At 53.1% G+C, this 17,412-nt stretch carries 19 protein-coding genes; 13 read left to right on the top strand and 6 right to left on the bottom strand.

From position 1 onward, the window contains the following. Positions 1-4 precede the first annotated feature (4 nt). From tgt to OGX96_RS13895, 6 genes are all read left to right on the top strand, one after another. A complete protein-coding gene (tgt, locus tag OGX96_RS13920; RefSeq protein ID WP_003021535.1) occupies positions 5-1,132 on the top strand; it encodes a tRNA guanosine(34) transglycosylase Tgt in 1,128 nt (375 codons plus the stop codon). A gap of 22 nt (positions 1,133-1,154) precedes the next feature. Further along, the gene (yajC, locus tag OGX96_RS13915; protein WP_003021544.1) at positions 1,155-1,487 is read left to right on the top strand and encodes a preprotein translocase subunit YajC; all 333 of its coding nucleotides are present in this window, start codon (positions 1,155-1,157) and stop codon (positions 1,485-1,487) included. 27 nt (positions 1,488-1,514) lie between these two features. Beyond that, positions 1,515-3,362 (top strand): protein translocase subunit SecD, encoded by a 1,848-nt coding sequence (gene secD / locus OGX96_RS13910; RefSeq protein ID WP_003021547.1) that lies wholly within the window; start codon positions 1,515-1,517, stop codon positions 3,360-3,362. A 10-nt stretch (positions 3,363-3,372) separates the two neighbouring features. After that, positions 3,373-4,344, top strand: a complete 972-nt coding sequence (gene secF / locus OGX96_RS13905) for a protein translocase subunit SecF (protein WP_003021550.1) — start codon at positions 3,373-3,375, stop codon at positions 4,342-4,344. 170 nt (positions 4,345-4,514) lie between these two features. Next, positions 4,515-4,880, top strand: a complete 366-nt coding sequence (locus OGX96_RS13900; RefSeq protein WP_003021554.1) for a VOC family protein — start codon at positions 4,515-4,517, stop codon at positions 4,878-4,880. A gap of 23 nt (positions 4,881-4,903) precedes the next feature. Continuing rightward, positions 4,904-5,596: a helix-turn-helix transcriptional regulator gene (locus OGX96_RS13895; protein ID WP_057067578.1), complete on the top strand. Its 693-nt coding sequence runs from the start codon at positions 4,904-4,906 to the stop codon at positions 5,594-5,596. A gap of 45 nt (positions 5,597-5,641) precedes the next feature. Here the strand turns inward: OGX96_RS13895 and OGX96_RS13890 are convergent, their stop codons facing one another. Together OGX96_RS13890 and OGX96_RS13885 are read right to left on the bottom strand one after the other, a co-directional pair. Next, positions 5,642-6,505, bottom strand: coding sequence for a nucleoside-specific channel-forming protein Tsx (locus OGX96_RS13890; RefSeq protein WP_003021561.1), 864 nt, complete (start codon positions 6,503-6,505; stop codon positions 5,642-5,644). Between the two features lie 298 nt (positions 6,506-6,803). Continuing rightward, entirely contained in the window at positions 6,804-7,343 is a 540-nt protein-coding gene (locus OGX96_RS13885; RefSeq protein ID WP_057067589.1) for a SadB/YajI family lipoprotein, read from the bottom strand. 153 nt (positions 7,344-7,496) lie between these two features. On the opposite strand from OGX96_RS13885, the gene nrdR reads away from it, so the two are divergent. From nrdR to pgpA, 6 genes are all read left to right on the top strand, one after another. Beyond that, positions 7,497-7,946 carry a transcriptional regulator NrdR gene (gene nrdR, locus OGX96_RS13880; RefSeq protein ID WP_003021571.1) on the top strand — a complete coding sequence of 150 codons (450 nt, stop codon included), beginning with the start codon at positions 7,497-7,499 and terminating at the stop codon, positions 7,944-7,946. A gap of 3 nt (positions 7,947-7,949) precedes the next feature. Then, complete coding sequence (gene ribD / locus OGX96_RS13875) at positions 7,950-9,053, top strand: bifunctional diaminohydroxyphosphoribosylaminopyrimidine deaminase/5-amino-6-(5-phosphoribosylamino)uracil reductase RibD (protein ID WP_008783929.1); 1,104 nt, start codon at positions 7,950-7,952, stop codon at positions 9,051-9,053. Positions 9,054-9,143: 90 nt separating this feature from the next. Next, on the top strand, positions 9,144-9,614 hold the full coding sequence (gene ribH / locus OGX96_RS13870; protein WP_003021575.1) for a 6,7-dimethyl-8-ribityllumazine synthase: 471 nt from the start codon (positions 9,144-9,146) through the stop codon (positions 9,612-9,614). 19 nt (positions 9,615-9,633) lie between these two features. After that, positions 9,634-10,053, top strand: a complete 420-nt coding sequence (nusB, locus tag OGX96_RS13865) for a transcription antitermination factor NusB (protein ID WP_000801129.1) — start codon at positions 9,634-9,636, stop codon at positions 10,051-10,053. Between the two features lie 77 nt (positions 10,054-10,130). Then, a complete protein-coding gene (gene thiL / locus OGX96_RS13860) occupies positions 10,131-11,108 on the top strand; it encodes a thiamine-phosphate kinase (RefSeq protein ID WP_286583334.1) in 978 nt (325 codons plus the stop codon). Then, entirely contained in the window at positions 11,086-11,604 is a 519-nt protein-coding gene (pgpA, locus tag OGX96_RS13855; RefSeq protein WP_286583331.1) for a phosphatidylglycerophosphatase A, read from the top strand. Before thiL ends, pgpA begins: the two co-directional genes overlap by 23 nt. A gap of 99 nt (positions 11,605-11,703) precedes the next feature. Here pgpA and yajO read toward each other — a convergent pair whose 3' ends face one another. Genes yajO through xseB form a run of 4 tightly spaced genes read right to left on the bottom strand, consistent with a single transcriptional unit; the run spans position 11,704 to position 15,764 of the window. Further along, positions 11,704-12,678: a 1-deoxyxylulose-5-phosphate synthase YajO gene (gene yajO, locus OGX96_RS13850; protein WP_008783931.1), complete on the bottom strand. Its 975-nt coding sequence runs from the start codon at positions 12,676-12,678 to the stop codon at positions 11,704-11,706. A gap of 56 nt (positions 12,679-12,734) precedes the next feature. After that, positions 12,735-14,597 carry a 1-deoxy-D-xylulose-5-phosphate synthase gene (dxs, locus tag OGX96_RS13845; protein ID WP_003830996.1) on the bottom strand — a complete coding sequence of 621 codons (1,863 nt, stop codon included), beginning with the start codon at positions 14,595-14,597 and terminating at the stop codon, positions 12,735-12,737. A 24-nt stretch (positions 14,598-14,621) separates the two neighbouring features. After that, complete coding sequence (gene ispA, locus OGX96_RS13840) at positions 14,622-15,521, bottom strand: (2E,6E)-farnesyl diphosphate synthase (RefSeq protein ID WP_008783932.1); 900 nt, start codon at positions 15,519-15,521, stop codon at positions 14,622-14,624. Continuing rightward, complete coding sequence (xseB, locus tag OGX96_RS13835) at positions 15,522-15,764, bottom strand: exodeoxyribonuclease VII small subunit (RefSeq protein ID WP_003021586.1); 243 nt, start codon at positions 15,762-15,764, stop codon at positions 15,522-15,524. 195 nt (positions 15,765-15,959) lie between these two features. On the opposite strand from xseB, the gene thiI reads away from it, so the two are divergent. Continuing rightward, positions 15,960-17,408 (top strand): tRNA uracil 4-sulfurtransferase ThiI, encoded by a 1,449-nt coding sequence (thiI, locus tag OGX96_RS13830; RefSeq protein WP_008783933.1) that lies wholly within the window; start codon positions 15,960-15,962, stop codon positions 17,406-17,408. The last annotated feature ends 4 nt before the right edge of the window (positions 17,409-17,412 follow it).

The raw sequence follows: 17,412 nt of genomic DNA, 5'->3' as shown, positions 1-17,412 counted from the left end.
GAAGATGAAATTTGAACTGGATACCACAGACGGTCGCGCTCGCCGCGGCCGCCTGGTTTTTGATCGTGGCGTAGTAGAAACGCCTGCTTTTATGCCGGTCGGTACTTACGGCACAGTAAAAGGCATGACGCCGGAAGAAGTTGAAGCGACCGGCGCGCAGATCATCCTCGGCAACACTTTCCACCTGTGGCTGCGCCCGGGTCAGGAAATCATGAAACTGCACGGCGATCTGCACGATTTCATGCAGTGGAAAGGGCCAATCCTTACCGATTCCGGCGGCTTCCAGGTTTTCAGCCTGGGCGATATCCGCAAGATTACCGAGCAGGGTGTGCATTTCCGCAACCCGATCAACGGCGATCCGATTTTCCTCGATCCAGAGAAGTCGATGGAGATTCAATACGATCTCGGTTCCGATATCGTGATGATCTTCGATGAATGTACACCGTATCCGGCCGACTGGGACTATGCTAAACGCTCAATGGAGATGTCTTTGCGTTGGGCGAAGCGCAGCCGTGACCGTTTTGATAGTCTCGGCAACAAAAATGCGCTTTTTGGCATCATTCAGGGCAGTGTTTACGAAGATTTACGTGATATCTCCGTCAAAGGTCTGGTAGATATCGGCTTTGATGGCTACGCTGTCGGCGGTTTGGCTGTCGGTGAGCCGAAGGAAGATATGCACCGCATTCTGGAACATGTTTGCCCGCAGATTCCGGCAGATAAACCGCGTTACCTGATGGGCGTCGGCAAACCAGAAGATCTGGTTGAAGGCGTGCGTCGCGGTATCGATATGTTTGACTGCGTGATGCCAACGCGAAATGCCCGTAATGGTCATTTGTTTGTGACTGACGGCGTGGTAAAAATTCGTAACGCGAAACATAAAAGCGACACCAGTCCGCTCGATGCTGAGTGTGATTGTTACACCTGTCGCAATTATTCGCGCGCTTACTTGCATCATCTCGACCGTTGCAACGAAATATTGGGCGCGCGACTCAACACGATTCATAACCTTCGCTACTACCAGCGTTTGATGGCGGGTTTACGCAAGGCTATTGAAGAGGGTAAATTAGAGAGCTTCGTGACCGATTTTTACCAACGTCAGGGTAGACCAGTTCCACCTGTGAACGTTGATTAATTTTAATAATGAGGGAATTTGAATGAGCTTTTTTATTTCTGATGCGGTAGCGGCAACAGGTGCTCCGGCGCAGGGCAGCCCGATGTCTCTGATTCTGATGCTGGTGGTGTTTGGTCTGATTTTCTATTTCATGATCCTGCGCCCACAGCAAAAGCGTACCAAAGAACACAAGAACCTGATGAACTCCATTGCGAAAGGCGATGAAGTACTGACTAACGGTGGTCTGGTGGGTCGCGTGACTAAAGTAGCAGAATCTGGCTACATCGCTATCGCGCTGAACGACACCACTGAAGTGGTTATCAAACGTGATTTCGTAGCTGCCGTTCTGCCGAAAGGCACCATGAAGGCGCTGTAATTTATTGTTTTCCCAAAGGGAACTGCCGTGTTAAACCGTTATCCTTTGTGGAAGTATGTCATGCTGATCGTCGTTATTGTCGTCGGTCTGCTCTATGCGCTTCCCAACCTGTATGGTGAGGATCCGGCTGTTCAAATCACTGGCGTGCGCGGTGCCGCCGCCAGTGAGCAAACGCTGATCCAGGTCCAGAAAACGTTACAAGAAGATAAAATCACACCTAAGTCTGTGGCTCTGGAAGAGGGTGCTATTCTCGCGCGCTTCGACTCCACTGATACCCAACTGCGCGCACGTGAAGTATTAATGGGCGTACTGGGCGATCAGTACGTCGTGGCGCTTAACCTTGCTCCGGCAACCCCGCGCTGGCTGGCTGCCATTCACGCAGAACCGATGAAACTCGGTCTTGACCTGCGTGGCGGCGTTCACTTCCTGATGGAAGTGGATATGGACACCGCGCTGAGTAAGTTGCAGGAACAAAATATCGATAGCCTGCGCAGCGATCTGCGTGAAAAAGGCATTCCTTATACTACCGTTCGCAAAGAAGATAACTACGGTCTGAGCATCACTTTCCGTGATAGCAGCGCCCGTGATGAAGCTATCTCTTACCTGAGCAAACGTCACCAGGATCTGGTTATTTCCAGCCAGGGCAGCAATGCTCTGCGTGCGGTAATGACCGATGCGCGCCTGAGCGAAGCCCGTGAATACGCGGTACAGCAGAACATCAACATTCTGCGTAATCGTGTTAACCAACTGGGTGTTGCTGAGCCGGTGGTACAACGTCAGGGTGCTGACCGCATTGTGGTCGAACTGCCGGGTATTCAGGATACCGCGCGTGCGAAAGAAATTCTGGGCGCAACCGCGACGCTGGAATTCCGTCTGGTAAATACCAACGTTGACCAGTCTGCTGCGGCATCCGGGCGTGTACCGGGTGACTCGGAAGTGAAACAATCTCGTGAAGGTCAGCCGGTTGTGCTGTACAAGCGCGTGATCCTGACCGGTGACCATATCACCGACTCCACTTCCAGCCAGGACGAATACAATCAGCCGCAGGTTAACATCTCGCTGGATAGCGCAGGTGGTAACATCATGTCCAACTTCACCAAGGACAACATCGGTAAGCCGATGGCGACCCTGTTCGTGGAGTACAAAGACAGCGGTAAGAAAGATGCCAACGGTCGCGCAGTACTGGTGAAGCAGGAAGAGGTGATTAACATCGCCAATATCCAGTCTCGCCTGGGTAACAGCTTCCGTATCACCGGTATCAACAACCCGAACGAAGCACGCCAGCTTTCCCTGCTGTTACGTGCCGGTGCGTTGATTGCGCCGATTCAGATTGTTGAAGAACGTACCATCGGCCCAACCTTGGGTATGCAGAACATTAAACAGGGTCTGGAAGCATGTCTGGCCGGTCTGGTGGTGTCTATCCTGTTCATGATCTTCTTCTATAAGAAGTTCGGTCTGATTGCGACCAGTGCGCTGATTGCTAACCTGGTGCTGATTGTCGGTATTATGTCGTTGCTGCCGGGTGCTACGCTGAGTATGCCGGGGATTGCGGGGATCGTCTTAACCCTTGCCGTCGCGGTCGATGCGAACGTACTGATCAACGAACGTATCAAAGAAGAGTTGAGTAACGGGCGTTCGGTGCAGCAGGCCATCAATGAAGGTTATGCGGGCGCATTTAGCTCCATCTTTGATGCGAACATTACGACGCTGATCAAGGTCATCATCCTGTACGCAGTTGGCACCGGGGCAATTAAAGGGTTCGCGATTACTACCGGTATTGGTGTGGCGACGTCGATGTTTACCGCGATTGTCGGTACACGTGCCATCGTAAACCTGTTGTATGGCGGCAAGCGCGTCAAAAAGCTGTCAATCTGAGGAGTGCGAAGTGGCACAGGAATATACTGTTGAACAATTGAACCACGGCCGTAAAGTCTGGGACTTTATGCGCTGGGACTACTGGGCTTTCGGCATTTCAGGTTTCCTGCTGATTGCGGCCATCGTGGTGATGGGCGTACGCGGGTTTAACTGGGGTCTCGATTTCACCGGTGGTACGGTTATTGAAATCACGCTGGAAAAACCGGCCGATATGGACGTGATGCGCGATGCGCTGGAGAAAGCGGGCTTCGTTGATCCGCTTCTGCAGAACTTCGGCAGCAGCCACGACATTATGGTACGTATGCCGCCAACTGAAGGTGCAGACGGCGGTCAGGTGCTGGGTAGCAAAGTGTTGAGTGTGATTAACGAATCCACCAACCAAAACGCCGCGGTGAAGCGAATTGAATTCGTGGGTCCGAGCGTGGGTGCAGACCTGGCGCAAACCGGTGCGATGGCGCTGATGGCGGCGTTGATCTCCATCCTGGTGTACGTCGGTTTCCGCTTTGAGTGGCGACTGGCGGCAGGGGTAGTTATCGCGCTGGCGCACGACGTGATTATCACACTTGGGATCCTGTCGTTGTTCCATATCGAGATTGACCTGACTATCGTCGCATCACTGATGTCGGTAATCGGTTACTCGCTGAACGACAGTATCGTTGTATCTGACCGTATTCGTGAAAACTTCCGCAAAATTCGTCGCGGTACGCCTTACGAAATCTTTAACGTGTCACTGACTCAAACGCTGCACCGTACGTTGATTACGTCCGGTACAACGTTGATGGTTATTCTGATGCTGTTCCTGTTCGGTGGTCCGGTACTGGAAGGCTTCTCGCTGACGATGCTGATCGGTGTTTCCATCGGTACTGCGTCTTCTATCTACGTGGCATCGGCGCTGGCGCTGAAGCTGGGTATGAAGCGTGAGCACATGCTGCAGCAGAAGGTCGAGAAAGAAGGGGCGGATCAACCGTCGATTCTGCCTTAACCCATCCTGGAGTGAAGATACTGGAATCCCGATCGCAAGGTCGGGATTTTTTTTGCCTGTGAATTAGCGACAGGTAATTATCTTTTCCTGTCGCCACACTACTGACAGTATGCTGTCAGTAGCCCTGTCATATAGTCCTCCTGAGATTACCCACACAGGCAGGAGGAAGTATGAGCAATGTAATTAATTGGTTTGAAATCCCCGTGGCACAAATGGACCGCGCCATCGCTTTTTATGAGCCAGTAATGCAGGTTTCTTTGCGCCGGGAGAACATGGACTGCGCTGAGCTCGCCGTATTTCCGCATCAGGATCCCGCTCCCGGCGGGGCGCTGGCTAAATTTGACGGTATTACGCCTTCAGCGCAGGGCGCTATTATTTATCTGCATACGGACGATTTGGCTGCAACGCTTGAACGCGTCGCCACTGCTGGCGGTCAGTGTGTGTTTGGCCCACTAGAACTGGGGCAGGACATTGGTACGATTGCGCTATTTACTGACAGCGAAGGCAATCGTGTTGGTTTACATCAACCCGCGTAATATTTTCAGCACTGAGGATTAAAATGAGCAGACGCGCCGACCGCTTGTTTCAGATTGTGCAAATCCTGCGTGGCAGGCGAGTGACAACGGCGGCGCTGCTGGCAGAGCGTCTTGAGGTTTCTGAACGGACGATTTATCGCGATATCCGCGATCTCTCTTTATCCGGTGTGCCTATTGAAGGCGAAGTGGGCAGCGGATACCGCTTAATGGCCGGGTTTGATCTACCGCCGTTGATGTTAACGCATCACGAATCAGAAGCATTGATGGTAGCGATTCGATTGCTGAAAACATGGGGGGGGGATTCACTCTCACAGGCGTTGGAATCCGCGCAGGAAAAAGTGTTGGCGATATTGCCGCCAGAGAGTCGGCGCAGAGCCGAGCAAACGCGGATTTTCGCGCCAGATTTTGGTAATCAGCCGCATTCACGTAGTGCCTTCGATCTCATACATCGCGCGGTTTCAGCCCAGCAGGTGCTGGCGCTGCATTATCGCGATGAGTCCGGGAACCTCTCCTGGCGCGACGTTCAGCCGCTGGGATTATTTTTCTGGGGCGAGCACTGGCTGCTGGTTGGCTGGTGCGAGAAGCGTGACGATTATCGTTGCTTTCGCGTTGATCGATGTCTGAAGATTACGCCACTCGAAAGGCATTTTCGCGAATCAGCAGATCGCTCGCTAAGTGACTTTTTGCGTAAAGTACGCTGTGAAGACCAGCCATAAAAAAGCCAGCGGTTAAGCTGGCTTATCTGCGAGACATTGTCTGGATTAGAAGTTGTAACCTACGACCAGGTAACCACCCCAACCGGTAGATTTCGCGCTGAAGTCGCCTTCGCCCCAGTTCAGGGTATCTCCACCTTTCCACTGACCGCCGTTATGGAAGTAACGCGCTACGACGGAGTAGTGCCAGTGATCGTAGTTCAGCGCCAGGACGTGGCTGGACGCGATAGAGTTGCTGGTGCGGTTCGGATCATCACCCAAATCTGAGCCCCAGTCGAAGTTGGTGAAGCCGATGTAGGTCAACTGGCCGCCCCAAACCTGGGTGATCGGCACAAAGTATTTAACTTTGAAACGGTAGCCATCCCACTCGTTTTCGTTGGATGCGCCATAGTTCTGCCACTGGTATTTAGCATACACGTTCAGGGACAGACCCATCGGCAGACCGGTATCGATATCGGTACCCAGACCCATGTACCAGGTGCTCTGGCGGCTGGCTTTGTTATCACCCATATCGTAGATGTAGTTGTTGGCGAAATACCATTCTTTGAACGGACCAAAGCTCAGGTCAGCACCGGTCAGTTTGTCGATGGAGAAACGCGGTTCGATTTCCATAAACAGCGGGGAACCGTCAGACCAGATACCTTTATCGTTGCCGTTACCCCAGTCGAAGGTTTTCGGAATATCGATGTAGCCATAGAAGTCAAACCAGTCTTTTTTGGCAAACGCTTCGTATTCAAGATACACGTCGTTGTTCAGTTTCGGGGAGAAACGGGTGTGATAGCTACCCACCACGTTAACGCTCTGGTGCCACCAGTCGGACAGATATTGCGGTTTGTCATTTTCTGCTGCGTTGGCAGTAAAAGACGAGGAGAGCGCCAGCACTGCACCGGCTGCAAGTAATGTTTTTTTCATATGTATGCCACTGTTTGAAATCCCTTTCGGGAGTGAAAAATGCGCAATTTGCGTTTCTAAATATTTCGTAATTCTTCGGAGCCTATTATAAAAATCATTGTTCACAAAAATATGTCTTGTTTCACAGTTCTATCATTTACGTAATCGATTGCGTTCACGTTTGCGTACTTTAGGCGGCGAATTGTACTGGCTCCCATGAATGTTGCCAAGTTTTACCAGAAATATCGGTTATGTCAGGGGAGTAACAAAAAGAAGCGAAGTGATGTTGCGGAACGCACAAAACGTTCCGCAAAAAAGTTTATTGGCTAACAGGCTGGACGTCGTGGATGCGCACAAATCCTAACTGATCTGGAGTGAGGCCATTTATCTGTAACGGAATGTCTACGTCGCTGGGAGCTAGAATACTCGCCGGAGCGTTGACCAATTGGTTTTGAACGTTCACTTCCTGATAGTTGTCCGTGGTGCCCTGAATTTGCCCGTACTCGACGGTGGCGCTAAAGGCGGGTAAAGGCGTGTTGGATTCACCCTGAATTCGTAGCGTCAGGCGCGTACCATCAGCGTTCGGCGCAATGTTCACCAGCGACATGCGTAAGGTGCCAATCTGGCTGTCCAGTCGTGCCGGGGTTTTGGAGCCGGGCAGCAGATAGGCGCCGCTGGTTGATTTTGCATTCAACATATTTTGTTGCGTAATTTTTACCGTTTCCTGATTAAGCTGCGTCATCTCTTTATTCAACGTGCTAACGCTTTGATGCATCTGGCGTACTTCGCTTTGCTGTGCGCAGGCACTAAGACTAAAGAGACTTCCCACCAGGAGAATTCTTAGGTAACGTCTTGTCATTGTGATTACTTCCTTCATTGTCGCGATAGCATAATGGTAGTGTGCACTGAGCACGAAGGCATCGATCCTTTGTCTCAAAAGCGCAGCGCCTTTGTTGTCACGGCAGTTCAGGGTAAAATAGATTCTGTTAACCACTGAGGTACAGGACGCCGTATGCATTGCCCATTCTGTTTCGCCGTAGACACTAAGGTAATTGACTCTCGTCTTGTAGGCGAGGGCTCCTCGGTACGCCGCCGTCGGCAGTGTCTGGTTTGTAACGAACGTTTCACCACTTTTGAAGTGGCTGAACTTGTCATGCCGCGCGTTGTGAAAAGCAACGATGTGCGTGAACCCTTTAATGAAGAAAAGCTGCGCAGCGGCATGCTCAGAGCGCTTGAGAAACGGCCTGTCAGCGCAGATGACGTCGAAATGGCGTTAAACCATATCAAATCACAGCTGCGTGCGACGGGTGAGCGTGAGGTGCCGAGCAAGATGATTGGCAACCTGGTGATGGAGCAGTTGAAAAAGCTCGATAAAGTCGCCTACATCCGCTTTGCCTCTGTCTACCGGAGTTTCGAAGACATCAAAGAATTTGGCGAAGAGATTGCTCGCCTACAGGACTAAGCCATGCAGGATGAATTGTACATGGCGCGCGCGCTAAAGCTTGCTGCGCGCGGACGTTTTACCACTCACCCCAACCCCAACGTGGGCTGCGTGATTGTGAAAGATGGGGAGATCGTCGGTGAAGGATATCATCACCGAGCGGGCGAACCGCATGCCGAAGTTCATGCTCTGCGGATGGCCGGAGAAAAAGCGCAGGGGGCAACTGCCTACGTGACGCTTGAACCCTGTAGTCATCATGGTCGCACGCCGCCGTGTTGCGATGCGCTGATTGCGGCGGGGGTGTCGCGTGTGGTTGCGGCGATGCAGGATCCCAATCCGCAGGTCGCAGGACGTGGGCTCTACCGTTTGCAGCAGGCGGGTATCGACGTCAGCCACGGGCTGATGATGAGCGAAGTTGAGCAACTGAATAAAGGCTTCCTCAAGCGCATGCGTACGGGATTCCCGTATCTTCAGCTTAAGCTTGGCGCGTCGCTTGATGGCCGTACAGCGATGGCCAGCGGTGAAAGCCAGTGGATCACCTCGCCACAGGCGCGCCGCGATGTGCAACGCTTGCGCGCGCAAAGCCATGCCATTTTAACCAGCAGTGCTACGGTGCTGGCAGACGACCCTCAGCTTACCGTGCGTTGGTCGGAGCTTGGGGAGTCAACTCAGGCGAGTTACCCGCAGGAAGAGCTGCGTCAGCCAATCCGCATTGTTCTTGATAGCCAGAATCAGGTCACACCGGCGCACCGAATTGTGCAACAGCCTGGAGAAACCTGGATTGTCCGGACTGAAGACGACCCTCGTAGCTGGCCGGAGACGGTGCGCAGCCTGAAGGTGCCGGAACATAACGGGCATCTGGATCTGGTGGTGCTAATGATGCAACTGGGCAAACAGCAAATTAACAGCATTTGGGTTGAAGCAGGCCCAACGCTCGCCGGGGCATTATTACAGGCCGGTTTGGTCGATGAGCTAATCGTGTATGTTGCGCCTAAACTGTTAGGCAGCGATGCGAGAGGATTATGTGTGCTTCCAGGCCTTGAGAAACTGGCTGACGCACCCCATTTCAAATTCAATGAGATACGCCAGGTGGGCCCGGACGTTTGCCTGCATTTAACGACTGCGTGAGGCTTTCTGATTTAGAGGAAGCAGCGCACAGAATATTATGATAAAATCCGCCCCCCTTACGGGGCCATAAATCGAACCCGAAGGAAGAATATGAACATTATTGAAGCTAACGTTGCTACCCCGGACGCTCGCGTCGCCATCACCATTGCGCGTTTCAACAACTTTATCAATGACAGCCTGCTGGAAGGTGCTATCGACGCCCTGAAACGTATTGGCCAGGTTAAAGATGAAAACATTACCGTTGTTTGGGTTCCAGGTGCATATGAGCTGCCACTGGCCGCTGACGCACTGGCAAAAACCGGTAAATACGACGCGGTGATTGCGCTCGGTACGGTGATCCGTGGCGGTACCGCGCACTTCGAATATGTGGCTGGCGGTGCAAGCAATGGCCTGGCGCATGTCGCTCAGGACAGTGGCATTCCGGTAGCCTTCGGTGTTCTGACCACCGAAAGTATTGAACAAGCCATCGAACGTGCTGGCACTAAAGCCGGTAACAAAGGCGCAGAAGCTGCACTGACTGCGCTTGAAATGATTAATGTATTGAAAGCCATCAAGGCCTGATTTTTGTAAGGGGAAATCCGTGAAACCTGCTGCTCGTCGCCGCGCCCGTGAGTGTGCCGTCCAGGCGCTCTACTCCTGGCAGTTGTCCCAGAACGACATCGCTGATGTTGAATACCAGTTCCTGGCGGAACAGGACGTTAAAGATGTCGACGTTCTGTATTTCCGTGAACTGCTGTCCGGGGTGGCGACTAACAGCGCGTACCTGGATGGATTAATGAAGCCTTACCTGTCTCGTCTGTTGGAAGAGCTGGGTCAGGTAGAAAAAGCCGTACTGCGTATTGCGCTGTTTGAATTGTCTAAACGTAGTGATGTGCCGTACAAAGTGGCCATCAACGAAGCGATTGAACTGGCAAAAACCTTCGGCGCTGAAGATAGCCACAAATTCGTGAACGGCGTACTGGATAAAGCAGCACCTGTGATTCGCCCCAACAAAAAGTAATCCCGAGGCCGGCTGGATGGTGGAACCTGTTTCCGCTGTCCCCGGCTTTTTCTTTTTTTTCTGCTGAGGCATAACGTATGGCATGTGGCGAGTTTTCCCTGATTGCCCGTTATTTTGACCGCGTAAGAACTTCTCGTCTTGATGTCGAAACCGGTATTGGTGACGACTGTGCACTTCTGAACATCCCTGAAAAACAAACGCTGGCGATCAGTACCGATACGCTGGTGGCAGGCAACCACTTCCTCCCCGACATTGATCCGACCGATCTCGCCTGGAAAGCGCTGGCGGTGAATTTGAGCGATCTGGCGGCGATGGGGGCGGATCCTGCGTGGCTGACGCTGGCGCTCACGTTACCTGACGTCGATGAAGCTTGGCTGGAAGCCTTCAGCGATGGCCTGTTTGAACTCCTCAATTACTATGATATGCAGCTGATTGGTGGTGACACCACGCGTGGGCCGCTGTCGATGACGCTGGGTATCCATGGCTACGTCCCCGTTGGGCGGGCCTTAAAACGTTCCGGCGCGAAACCGGGTGACTGGATTTATGTTACCGGCACGCCGGGCGACAGTGCGGCCGGGCTGGCGATTTTGCAGAACCGATTGCAGGTTGCAGATGCAACAGACGCGGACTATCTGCTGCAACGCCATCTGCGTCCCACGCCGCGTATTTTGCAGGGACAAGCCCTGCGCGATCTGGCCAGTGCGGCTATCGATCTCTCCGATGGCCTGATTTCCGATTTGGGACACATCGTTAATGCTAGCGGCTGTGGCGCACGGGTTAACATTGATGTGCTGCCATACTCCACGGCATTGTCACAGCACGTTGAGCCGGAACAGGCCCTGCGTTGGGCGCTCTCGGGAGGTGAAGATTATGAGTTATGCTTTACCGTACCGGAAATTAATCGTGGTGCGCTGGACGTGGCGCTGGGAAATCTCGGCGCAGCGTTTACCTGCATTGGGCAGATGAGCGCGGACGTGGAAGGCATTCACTTTACGCGCGATGGAAAACCCGTCACGTTTGACTGGAAAGGATATGACCATTTTGCCGCGCCTTAAAAAAGATGTCGCCAAAAGCCGCCTGAGTATGCGCAATCCGTGGCACCTGTTAGCCACCGGTTTTGGCAGCGGGCTGAGCCCAATTGTTCCAGGCACGATGGGATCGCTGGCGGCGCTCCCTTTTTGGTATTTAATGACTTTTCTGCCGTGGCAGCTGTATTCGCTGGTGGTGATGTTATCTATCTGTATCGGCGTTTATCTGTGCCATCAAACGGCGAAAGATATGGGCGTGCACGATCACGGTAGTATTGTCTGGGACGAGTTTGTCGGGATGTGGATTACCCTGATGGCGCTGCCGACCAACGACTGGCAGTGGGTTGCCGCCGGATTTGTGATTTTCCGTATTCTGGATATGTGGAAGCCGTGGCCGATTCGTTGGTTTGATCGCAACGTGCATGGCGGGACGGGGATCATGATCGACGATATTGTGGCCGGGATACTCTCTGCCGGAATTTTGTATTTTATCGGTCATCACTGGCCAGTAGGTATCATTTAACCCTTTTCAGGGACTATTGTAGGCCCGATAAGCGCCGCGACATCGGGCGATCAGTGCCGGATGCGCTATGCTTATCCGGCCTACAATCTACAACCTCGCTTATTTAAATCCCACCACCGGATGCTGTTTGTACGGCGTTTCCAGCTCGGCAATCTGCTCCGGCTTCAACGTTAAATCTACCGCGTTGAGCAACTCATCCAGCTGTTCCTCACGTGAAGAACCAATAATTGGCGCTGCCACGCCGGGTTTGCTCAGCAGCCAGGCCAGCGCAACCTGTGCCCGCGTTACACCCAACTCCTCACTGACACCGGTCAGTCGTGCGGCGATTTGCGCGTCGTTTTCATCGCTCTCGTTGTACAAATTTTTACCGACTTCATCGGAAACCAGACGTGCGGTTGTTTCTCCCCAGGGACGCGTCAGGCGACCGCGCGCTAGCGGGCTCCATGGGATAACGGCCACGCCTTCCTGATAGCAAAGCGGCAGCATTTCGCGTTCTTCTTCGCGGTAGATTAGGTTGTAGTGATCCTGCATGCTGACGAACTGCGCCCAGCCGTGTTGCTTCTGTAAGGCCAGAGCCTGGGCAAACTGCGAAGCGTGCATGGATGAGGCGCCAATATAGCGAGCTTTACCGGCTTTCACGACGTCGTTTAGAGCCTCCAGAGTTTCTTCGATTGGCGTGTTGTAATCCCAGCGGTGAATTTGCAGGATGTCCACATAGTCCATACCCAGGCGTCTGAGGCTGTCATCAATCGAGCGCAGAATTTGTGCGCGGGATAATCCTTCTGCTAAATCATCAACCTGGTGAAAAACCTTGGTAGCGACCACGACATCTTCGCGGCGGGCGAAATCACGCAGCGCGCGGCCAACAATCTCTTCGCTGCTGCCAGCGGAGTAGCTGTTGGCGGTATCGAAAAAGTTAATGCCGCCCTCAAGGGCGTGTTTGATTATCGGGCGGCTGCTTTCTTCAGGTAGCGTCCAGGCGTGATTGCCGCGATTGGGTTCGCCAAATGTCATGCAACCCAGGCAAAGGCGGGAGACCCGTAGGTCGGTTTTTCCTAAGATGTTGTATTTCATCAATCCACTCCTGCTTAGCTCGTGATGAATTAAGCATAGCAGGAGCGGGGAGGGGATTATGCCAGCCAGGCCTTGATTTTGGTCTCAATTCCGGCGGCATTCAGACCCAGATCGGCACGAGCTTCATCCTGAGTTCCCTGCGGGATGAAGAAGTCTGGTAGGCCAATGTTCAGCACCGGGACGGGCTTACGATGGGCCATCAGCACTTCGTTTACGCCGCTGCCAGCACCACCCATAATGGCGTTCTCTTCAATGGTAACCAGCACCTCGTGTTGGGCAGCCATTTCAAGGATCAACGTTTCATCCAGTGGTTTTACAAAGCGCATATCGACCAGCGTGGCGTTCAGCGACTCTGCGACCTGAGCGGCTTCCGGCATCAGGGTGCCGAAGTTGAGAATCGCCACTTTTTCCCCGTGACGTTTCACGATGCCTTTACCAATTGGCAGTTGTTCCAGCGGGGTCAGCTCAACGCCTACCGCGTTACCGCGTGGGTAGCGCACGACCGTTGGACCATCGTTGTAGTGATAGCCGGTGAACAGCATCTGGCGGCATTCGTTTTCATCACTCGGGGTCATGATGACCATTTCCGGGATGCAGCGCAGGAAGGAGAGATCGAACGCCCCCTGGTGGGTTTGTCCATCTGCGCCAACAATCCCTGCCCGGTCAACGGCAAACAGGACCGGCAGTTTCTGGATGGCTACATCGTGCAGCACCTGATCGTAGGCGCGTTGCAGGAAGGTCGAGTAAATGGCTACCACCGGCTTGTAGCCGCCAATCGCCAGACCGGCAGCAAACGTCACAGCGTGCTGCTCGGCAATCGCCACATCGAAATAGCGGTCCGGGAACTTACGTGAAAACTCCACCATTCCGGAACCTTCGCGCATTGCCGGGGTGATTGCCATCAGCTTATTGTCTTTCGCTGCGGTCTCGCACAGCCAGTCACCGAAAATTTTTGAATAGCTCGGCAGGCCGCCACTGCTTTTCGGCAGGCATCCGCTGGACGGATCGAATTTGGGAACCGCGTGGAACGTAATCGGATCTTTTTCCGCAGGCTCATAGCCACGACCCTTTTTGGTCATGATGTGCAGGAACTGCGGGCCTTTCAGATCGCGCATGTTTTTGAGCGTAGTAATAAGCCCCAGCACGTCGTGACCGTCCACCGGACCGATATAGTTAAAGCCCAGTTCTTCAAACAGAGTCCCCGGCACAACCATACCTTTAATGTGTTCTTCGGTACGTTTAAGCAGTTCTTTAATCGGCGGCACGCCGGAGAAGACTTTCTTCCCGCCTTCGCGCAGCGAGGAGTAGAGTTTGCCAGAGAGCAGCTGTGCCAGATGATTGTTCAGCGCGCCAACGTTCTCTGAAATCGACATTTCGTTGTCGTTGAGGATAACCAGCATGTCGGGCCTAATATCGCCCGCGTGGTTCATCGCTTCAAACGCCATCCCTGCGGTGATTGCACCATCACCAATCACACACACGGTACGGCGCTCTTTACCTTCTTTCTCGGCGGCAACGGCAATACCGATACCTGCGCTGATGGAGGTTGAAGAGTGCCCAACGCTCAGTACGTCATACTCGCTTTCACCGCGCCATGGGAACGGATGCAGGCCGCCTTTCTGACGAATGGTGCCGATTTTATCGCGGCGACCGGTCAGAATTTTGTGCGGATAAGCCTGATGTCCCACATCCCAGATTAACTGGTCAAACGGGGTGTTGTAGACATAGTGCAGCGCGACGGTGAGTTCCACCGTGCCCAGACCAGAGGCGAAGTGCCCGCTGGAACGGCTTACGCTGTCGAGCAAATAGCGGCGCAGTTCGTCGCAAAGCTTTGGCAGGCTCTCTTTTGGCAGCAGACGTAACTCCTGGGTGGAGTCGACCAGCGCCAGGGTCGGGTATTTGGCTATATCAAAACTCATCGCAAGCTCATGGGATATGTTGGTTTATTTATCACGCTGGATTATGTAGTCCGCTAGCGCTTCCAGTGCCGAGGTATCGAGTGACTGTGCGGCCAGCAGACTTAGCGACTGGCGGGCGTCCTCGATTAAATCCCGGGCTTTATTCTGGGCTTGCTCAAGACCCAGAAGTGCAGGATAGGTACTTTTGCCAAGCTGCTGGTCAGCACCCTGACGTTTACCCAATGTTGCAGTATCGCCTACCACATCCAGGATGTCATCCTGAACCTGGAAAGCCAGACCGATGCTTTCTGCGTATTTGTCGAGTATTGGCAGGCATTCTCGCCCTTTATCGCCAGCACTTAACGCCCCCAAACGCACGGCGGCGCGAATCAATGCTCCGGTTTTATGGCGATGAATCCGCTCCAGTGCATCCAGCTCAACCTGATGACCTTCAGCTTCCAGATCCAGCGCCTGACCGCCGCACATACCGGCGATGCCGCTGGCCTGAGCCAGTTCAGAGATCATCGCGATGCGGTCACGGTCAGTGACTTCCGGCATTGGGGCGTCGCTGATAATGGAGAATGCCAGCGTTTGTAGCGCATCTCCGGCCAGGATCGCATTTGCCTCGCCAAATTTTACGTGGCAAGTCGGCAGACCGCGTCGCAGGTCATCGTCATCCATCGCGGGCAAATCATCGTGCATCAGCGAATAGGCATGAATGCATTCGACGGCGGCAGCGGGAGCATCAAGCGTACTCAGGCTGACACCAAACATCTGACCGGTCGCATACACCAGGAACGGGCGCAGGCGTTTACCGCCTAATAATGCGCCATATTGCATGGTTTCGACCACGGGAGTGTTCTGAAAGGGCAGTGGCGCGATAAAACGGCTCAGTGCCTGGTTGGCCTGCTCAACGCAAGCCTGTAGCTGCTGCGTAAAATCCATTTACTCATTATCCGGTGTAAAAGGCGTAAGGGCGGCGTCTTCAGTATCTGACAGCAGGATTTGTACGCGCTGTTCAGCCTGTTGCAATTTGACCTGTCCCTGACGCGCCAACTGTACGCCACGTTCGAATTCGTTCAACGCTTCTTCTAACGGCAGGTCGCCGCCTTCCAGACGGGTAACAATTTGTTCCAGCTCGCTCAGCGCGGTTTCAAAACTGGCGGGCGCTTCATTTTTCTTCGGCATAATGAATGTCTGACTCTCTGTATTGGCAGCACAAGACTATGGTAACGGACTCGCACTGATAAGCAAATAACGCGCAATGTGCACAGTAGCCGCGTGATGGTGATATACTTGCGCGCCTGGATGCAGTCGCGGGTATGGGCTGCTGTATTTTTTCCATTACAAGTCATTCAGACTTGCCTAAGAACCATTGCCGCCATGAAGTTTATCATTAAATTGTTCCCAGAAATCACCATCAAAAGCCAATCTGTGCGTTTGCGCTTTATAAAAATTCTGACAGGGAACATTCGTAACGTTTTAAAGCACTATGATGAAGACCTTGCCGTTGTCCGTCACTGGGATCACGTTGAGGTTCGCGCTAAAGATGAAAGCCAGCGCCTGGATATTCGCGACGCGCTGACCCGTATTCCGGGTATCCACCACATTCTCGAAGTAGAAGACGTGCCGTTTACCGATATGCACGATATTTTCGAGAAGGCACTGGTGCAGTATCGCGATCAACTGGAAGGTAAAACCTTCTGTGTACGCGTTAAGCGTCGCGGGAAGCATGAGTTTAGCTCCATTGAGGTGGAACGTTATGTTGGCGGTGGACTGAACCAACATATTGAATCTGCACGCGTGAAGCTGACGAAGCCGGATGTGACCGTTAATCTTGAAATCGAAAACGACCGTCTGCTGCTGGTTAAAGGCCGCTATGAAGGTATTGGTGGTTTCCCGATTGGGACGCAGGAAGACGTACTGTCGCTGATTTCCGGCGGTTTCGACTCTGGTGTATCCAGCTACATGCTGATGCGTCGCGGCTGCCGTGTACACTATTGCTTCTTTAACCTTGGCGGCGCAGCGCATGAAATCGGCGTTCGCCAGGTGGCGCATTACCTGTGGAATCGCTTCGGTAGTTCGCATCGCGTGCGTTTTGTTGCTATCAACTTTGAACCGGTGGTCGGTGAGATCCTGGAGAAAGTTGATGACGGCCAGATGGGCGTGGTTCTCAAACGTATGATGGTTCGCGCGGCGTCGAAAGTCGCTGAGCGCTACGGCGTACAGGCGCTGGTAACCGGTGAAGCACTGGGCCAGGTGTCCAGCCAGACGCTGACCAACCTGCGTCTGATCGATAACGTTTCTGACACCCTGATCCTGCGCCCGCTTATCTCCCATGATAAAGAGCACATCATCAATCTGGCGCGTGAAATTGGCACCGAAGACTTTGCCCGTACCATGCCGGAATACTGCGGTGTAATTTCAAAAAGCCCGACGGTGAAAGCGATCAAAGCGAAGATTGAGGCCGAAGAAGAAAACTTCGATTTCTCTATCCTCGATAAAGTGGTTGAAGAAGCGAACAATATCGATATTCGCGATATCGCCCAGCAGACGCAGCAGACCGTGGTAGAAGTGGAAACCGTGAGCGGTTTCGGTCCGAATGACGTAATCCTTGATATCCGTTCTGTGGATGAACAGGATGATAAACCGCTGAAGGTTGAAGGTGTGGACGTCGTTTCTCTGCCATTCTACAAGCTGAGCACTAAATTCGGCGATCTGGACCAGAGTAAAACCTGGCTGCTGTGGTGTGAACGCGGGGTGATGAGCCGTCTGCAGGCGCTTTATCTGCGCGAGCAGGGCTTTGAAAATGTGAAGGTGTATCGCCCGTAATTGA

Source organism: Citrobacter sp. Cpo100 (assembly GCF_030332595.1).
Lineage (GTDB): Bacteria > Pseudomonadota > Gammaproteobacteria > Enterobacterales > Enterobacteriaceae > Citrobacter > Citrobacter portucalensis.
The sequence above is the reverse complement of the archived record's forward strand: the minus strand, read 5'-3'. Positions and strand labels throughout refer to the sequence as shown.

What these genes read in the sequence shown, in the direction of transcription:
- thiL (WP_286583334.1), top strand. Translation starts at nt 10,131, where the DNA reads ATGGCATGTGGCGAGTTTTCCCTGATTGCCCGTTATTTTGACCGCGTA.
- yajC (WP_003021544.1), top strand. Translation starts at nt 1,155, where the DNA reads ATGAGCTTTTTTATTTCTGATGCGGTAGCGGCAACAGGTGCTCCGGCG.
- OGX96_RS13885 (WP_057067589.1), bottom strand. Translation starts at nt 7,343, where the DNA reads ATGACAAGACGTTACCTAAGAATTCTCCTGGTGGGAAGTCTCTTTAGT.
- dxs (WP_003830996.1), bottom strand. Translation starts at nt 14,597, where the DNA reads ATGAGTTTTGATATAGCCAAATACCCGACCCTGGCGCTGGTCGACTCC.
- nrdR (WP_003021571.1), top strand. Translation starts at nt 7,497, where the DNA reads ATGCATTGCCCATTCTGTTTCGCCGTAGACACTAAGGTAATTGACTCT.
- ribH (WP_003021575.1), top strand. Translation starts at nt 9,144, where the DNA reads ATGAACATTATTGAAGCTAACGTTGCTACCCCGGACGCTCGCGTCGCC.
- tgt (WP_003021535.1), top strand. Translation starts at nt 5, where the DNA reads ATGAAATTTGAACTGGATACCACAGACGGTCGCGCTCGCCGCGGCCGC.
- ispA (WP_008783932.1), bottom strand. Translation starts at nt 15,521, where the DNA reads ATGGATTTTACGCAGCAGCTACAGGCTTGCGTTGAGCAGGCCAACCAG.
- pgpA (WP_286583331.1), top strand. Translation starts at nt 11,086, where the DNA reads ATGACCATTTTGCCGCGCCTTAAAAAAGATGTCGCCAAAAGCCGCCTG.
- thiI (WP_008783933.1), top strand. Translation starts at nt 15,960, where the DNA reads ATGAAGTTTATCATTAAATTGTTCCCAGAAATCACCATCAAAAGCCAA.
- xseB (WP_003021586.1), bottom strand. Translation starts at nt 15,764, where the DNA reads ATGCCGAAGAAAAATGAAGCGCCCGCCAGTTTTGAAACCGCGCTGAGC.
- OGX96_RS13900 (WP_003021554.1), top strand. Translation starts at nt 4,515, where the DNA reads ATGAGCAATGTAATTAATTGGTTTGAAATCCCCGTGGCACAAATGGAC.
- yajO (WP_008783931.1), bottom strand. Translation starts at nt 12,678, where the DNA reads ATGAAATACAACATCTTAGGAAAAACCGACCTACGGGTCTCCCGCCTT.
- ribD (WP_008783929.1), top strand. Translation starts at nt 7,950, where the DNA reads ATGCAGGATGAATTGTACATGGCGCGCGCGCTAAAGCTTGCTGCGCGC.
- OGX96_RS13895 (WP_057067578.1), top strand. Translation starts at nt 4,904, where the DNA reads ATGAGCAGACGCGCCGACCGCTTGTTTCAGATTGTGCAAATCCTGCGT.
- OGX96_RS13890 (WP_003021561.1), bottom strand. Translation starts at nt 6,505, where the DNA reads ATGAAAAAAACATTACTTGCAGCCGGTGCAGTGCTGGCGCTCTCCTCG.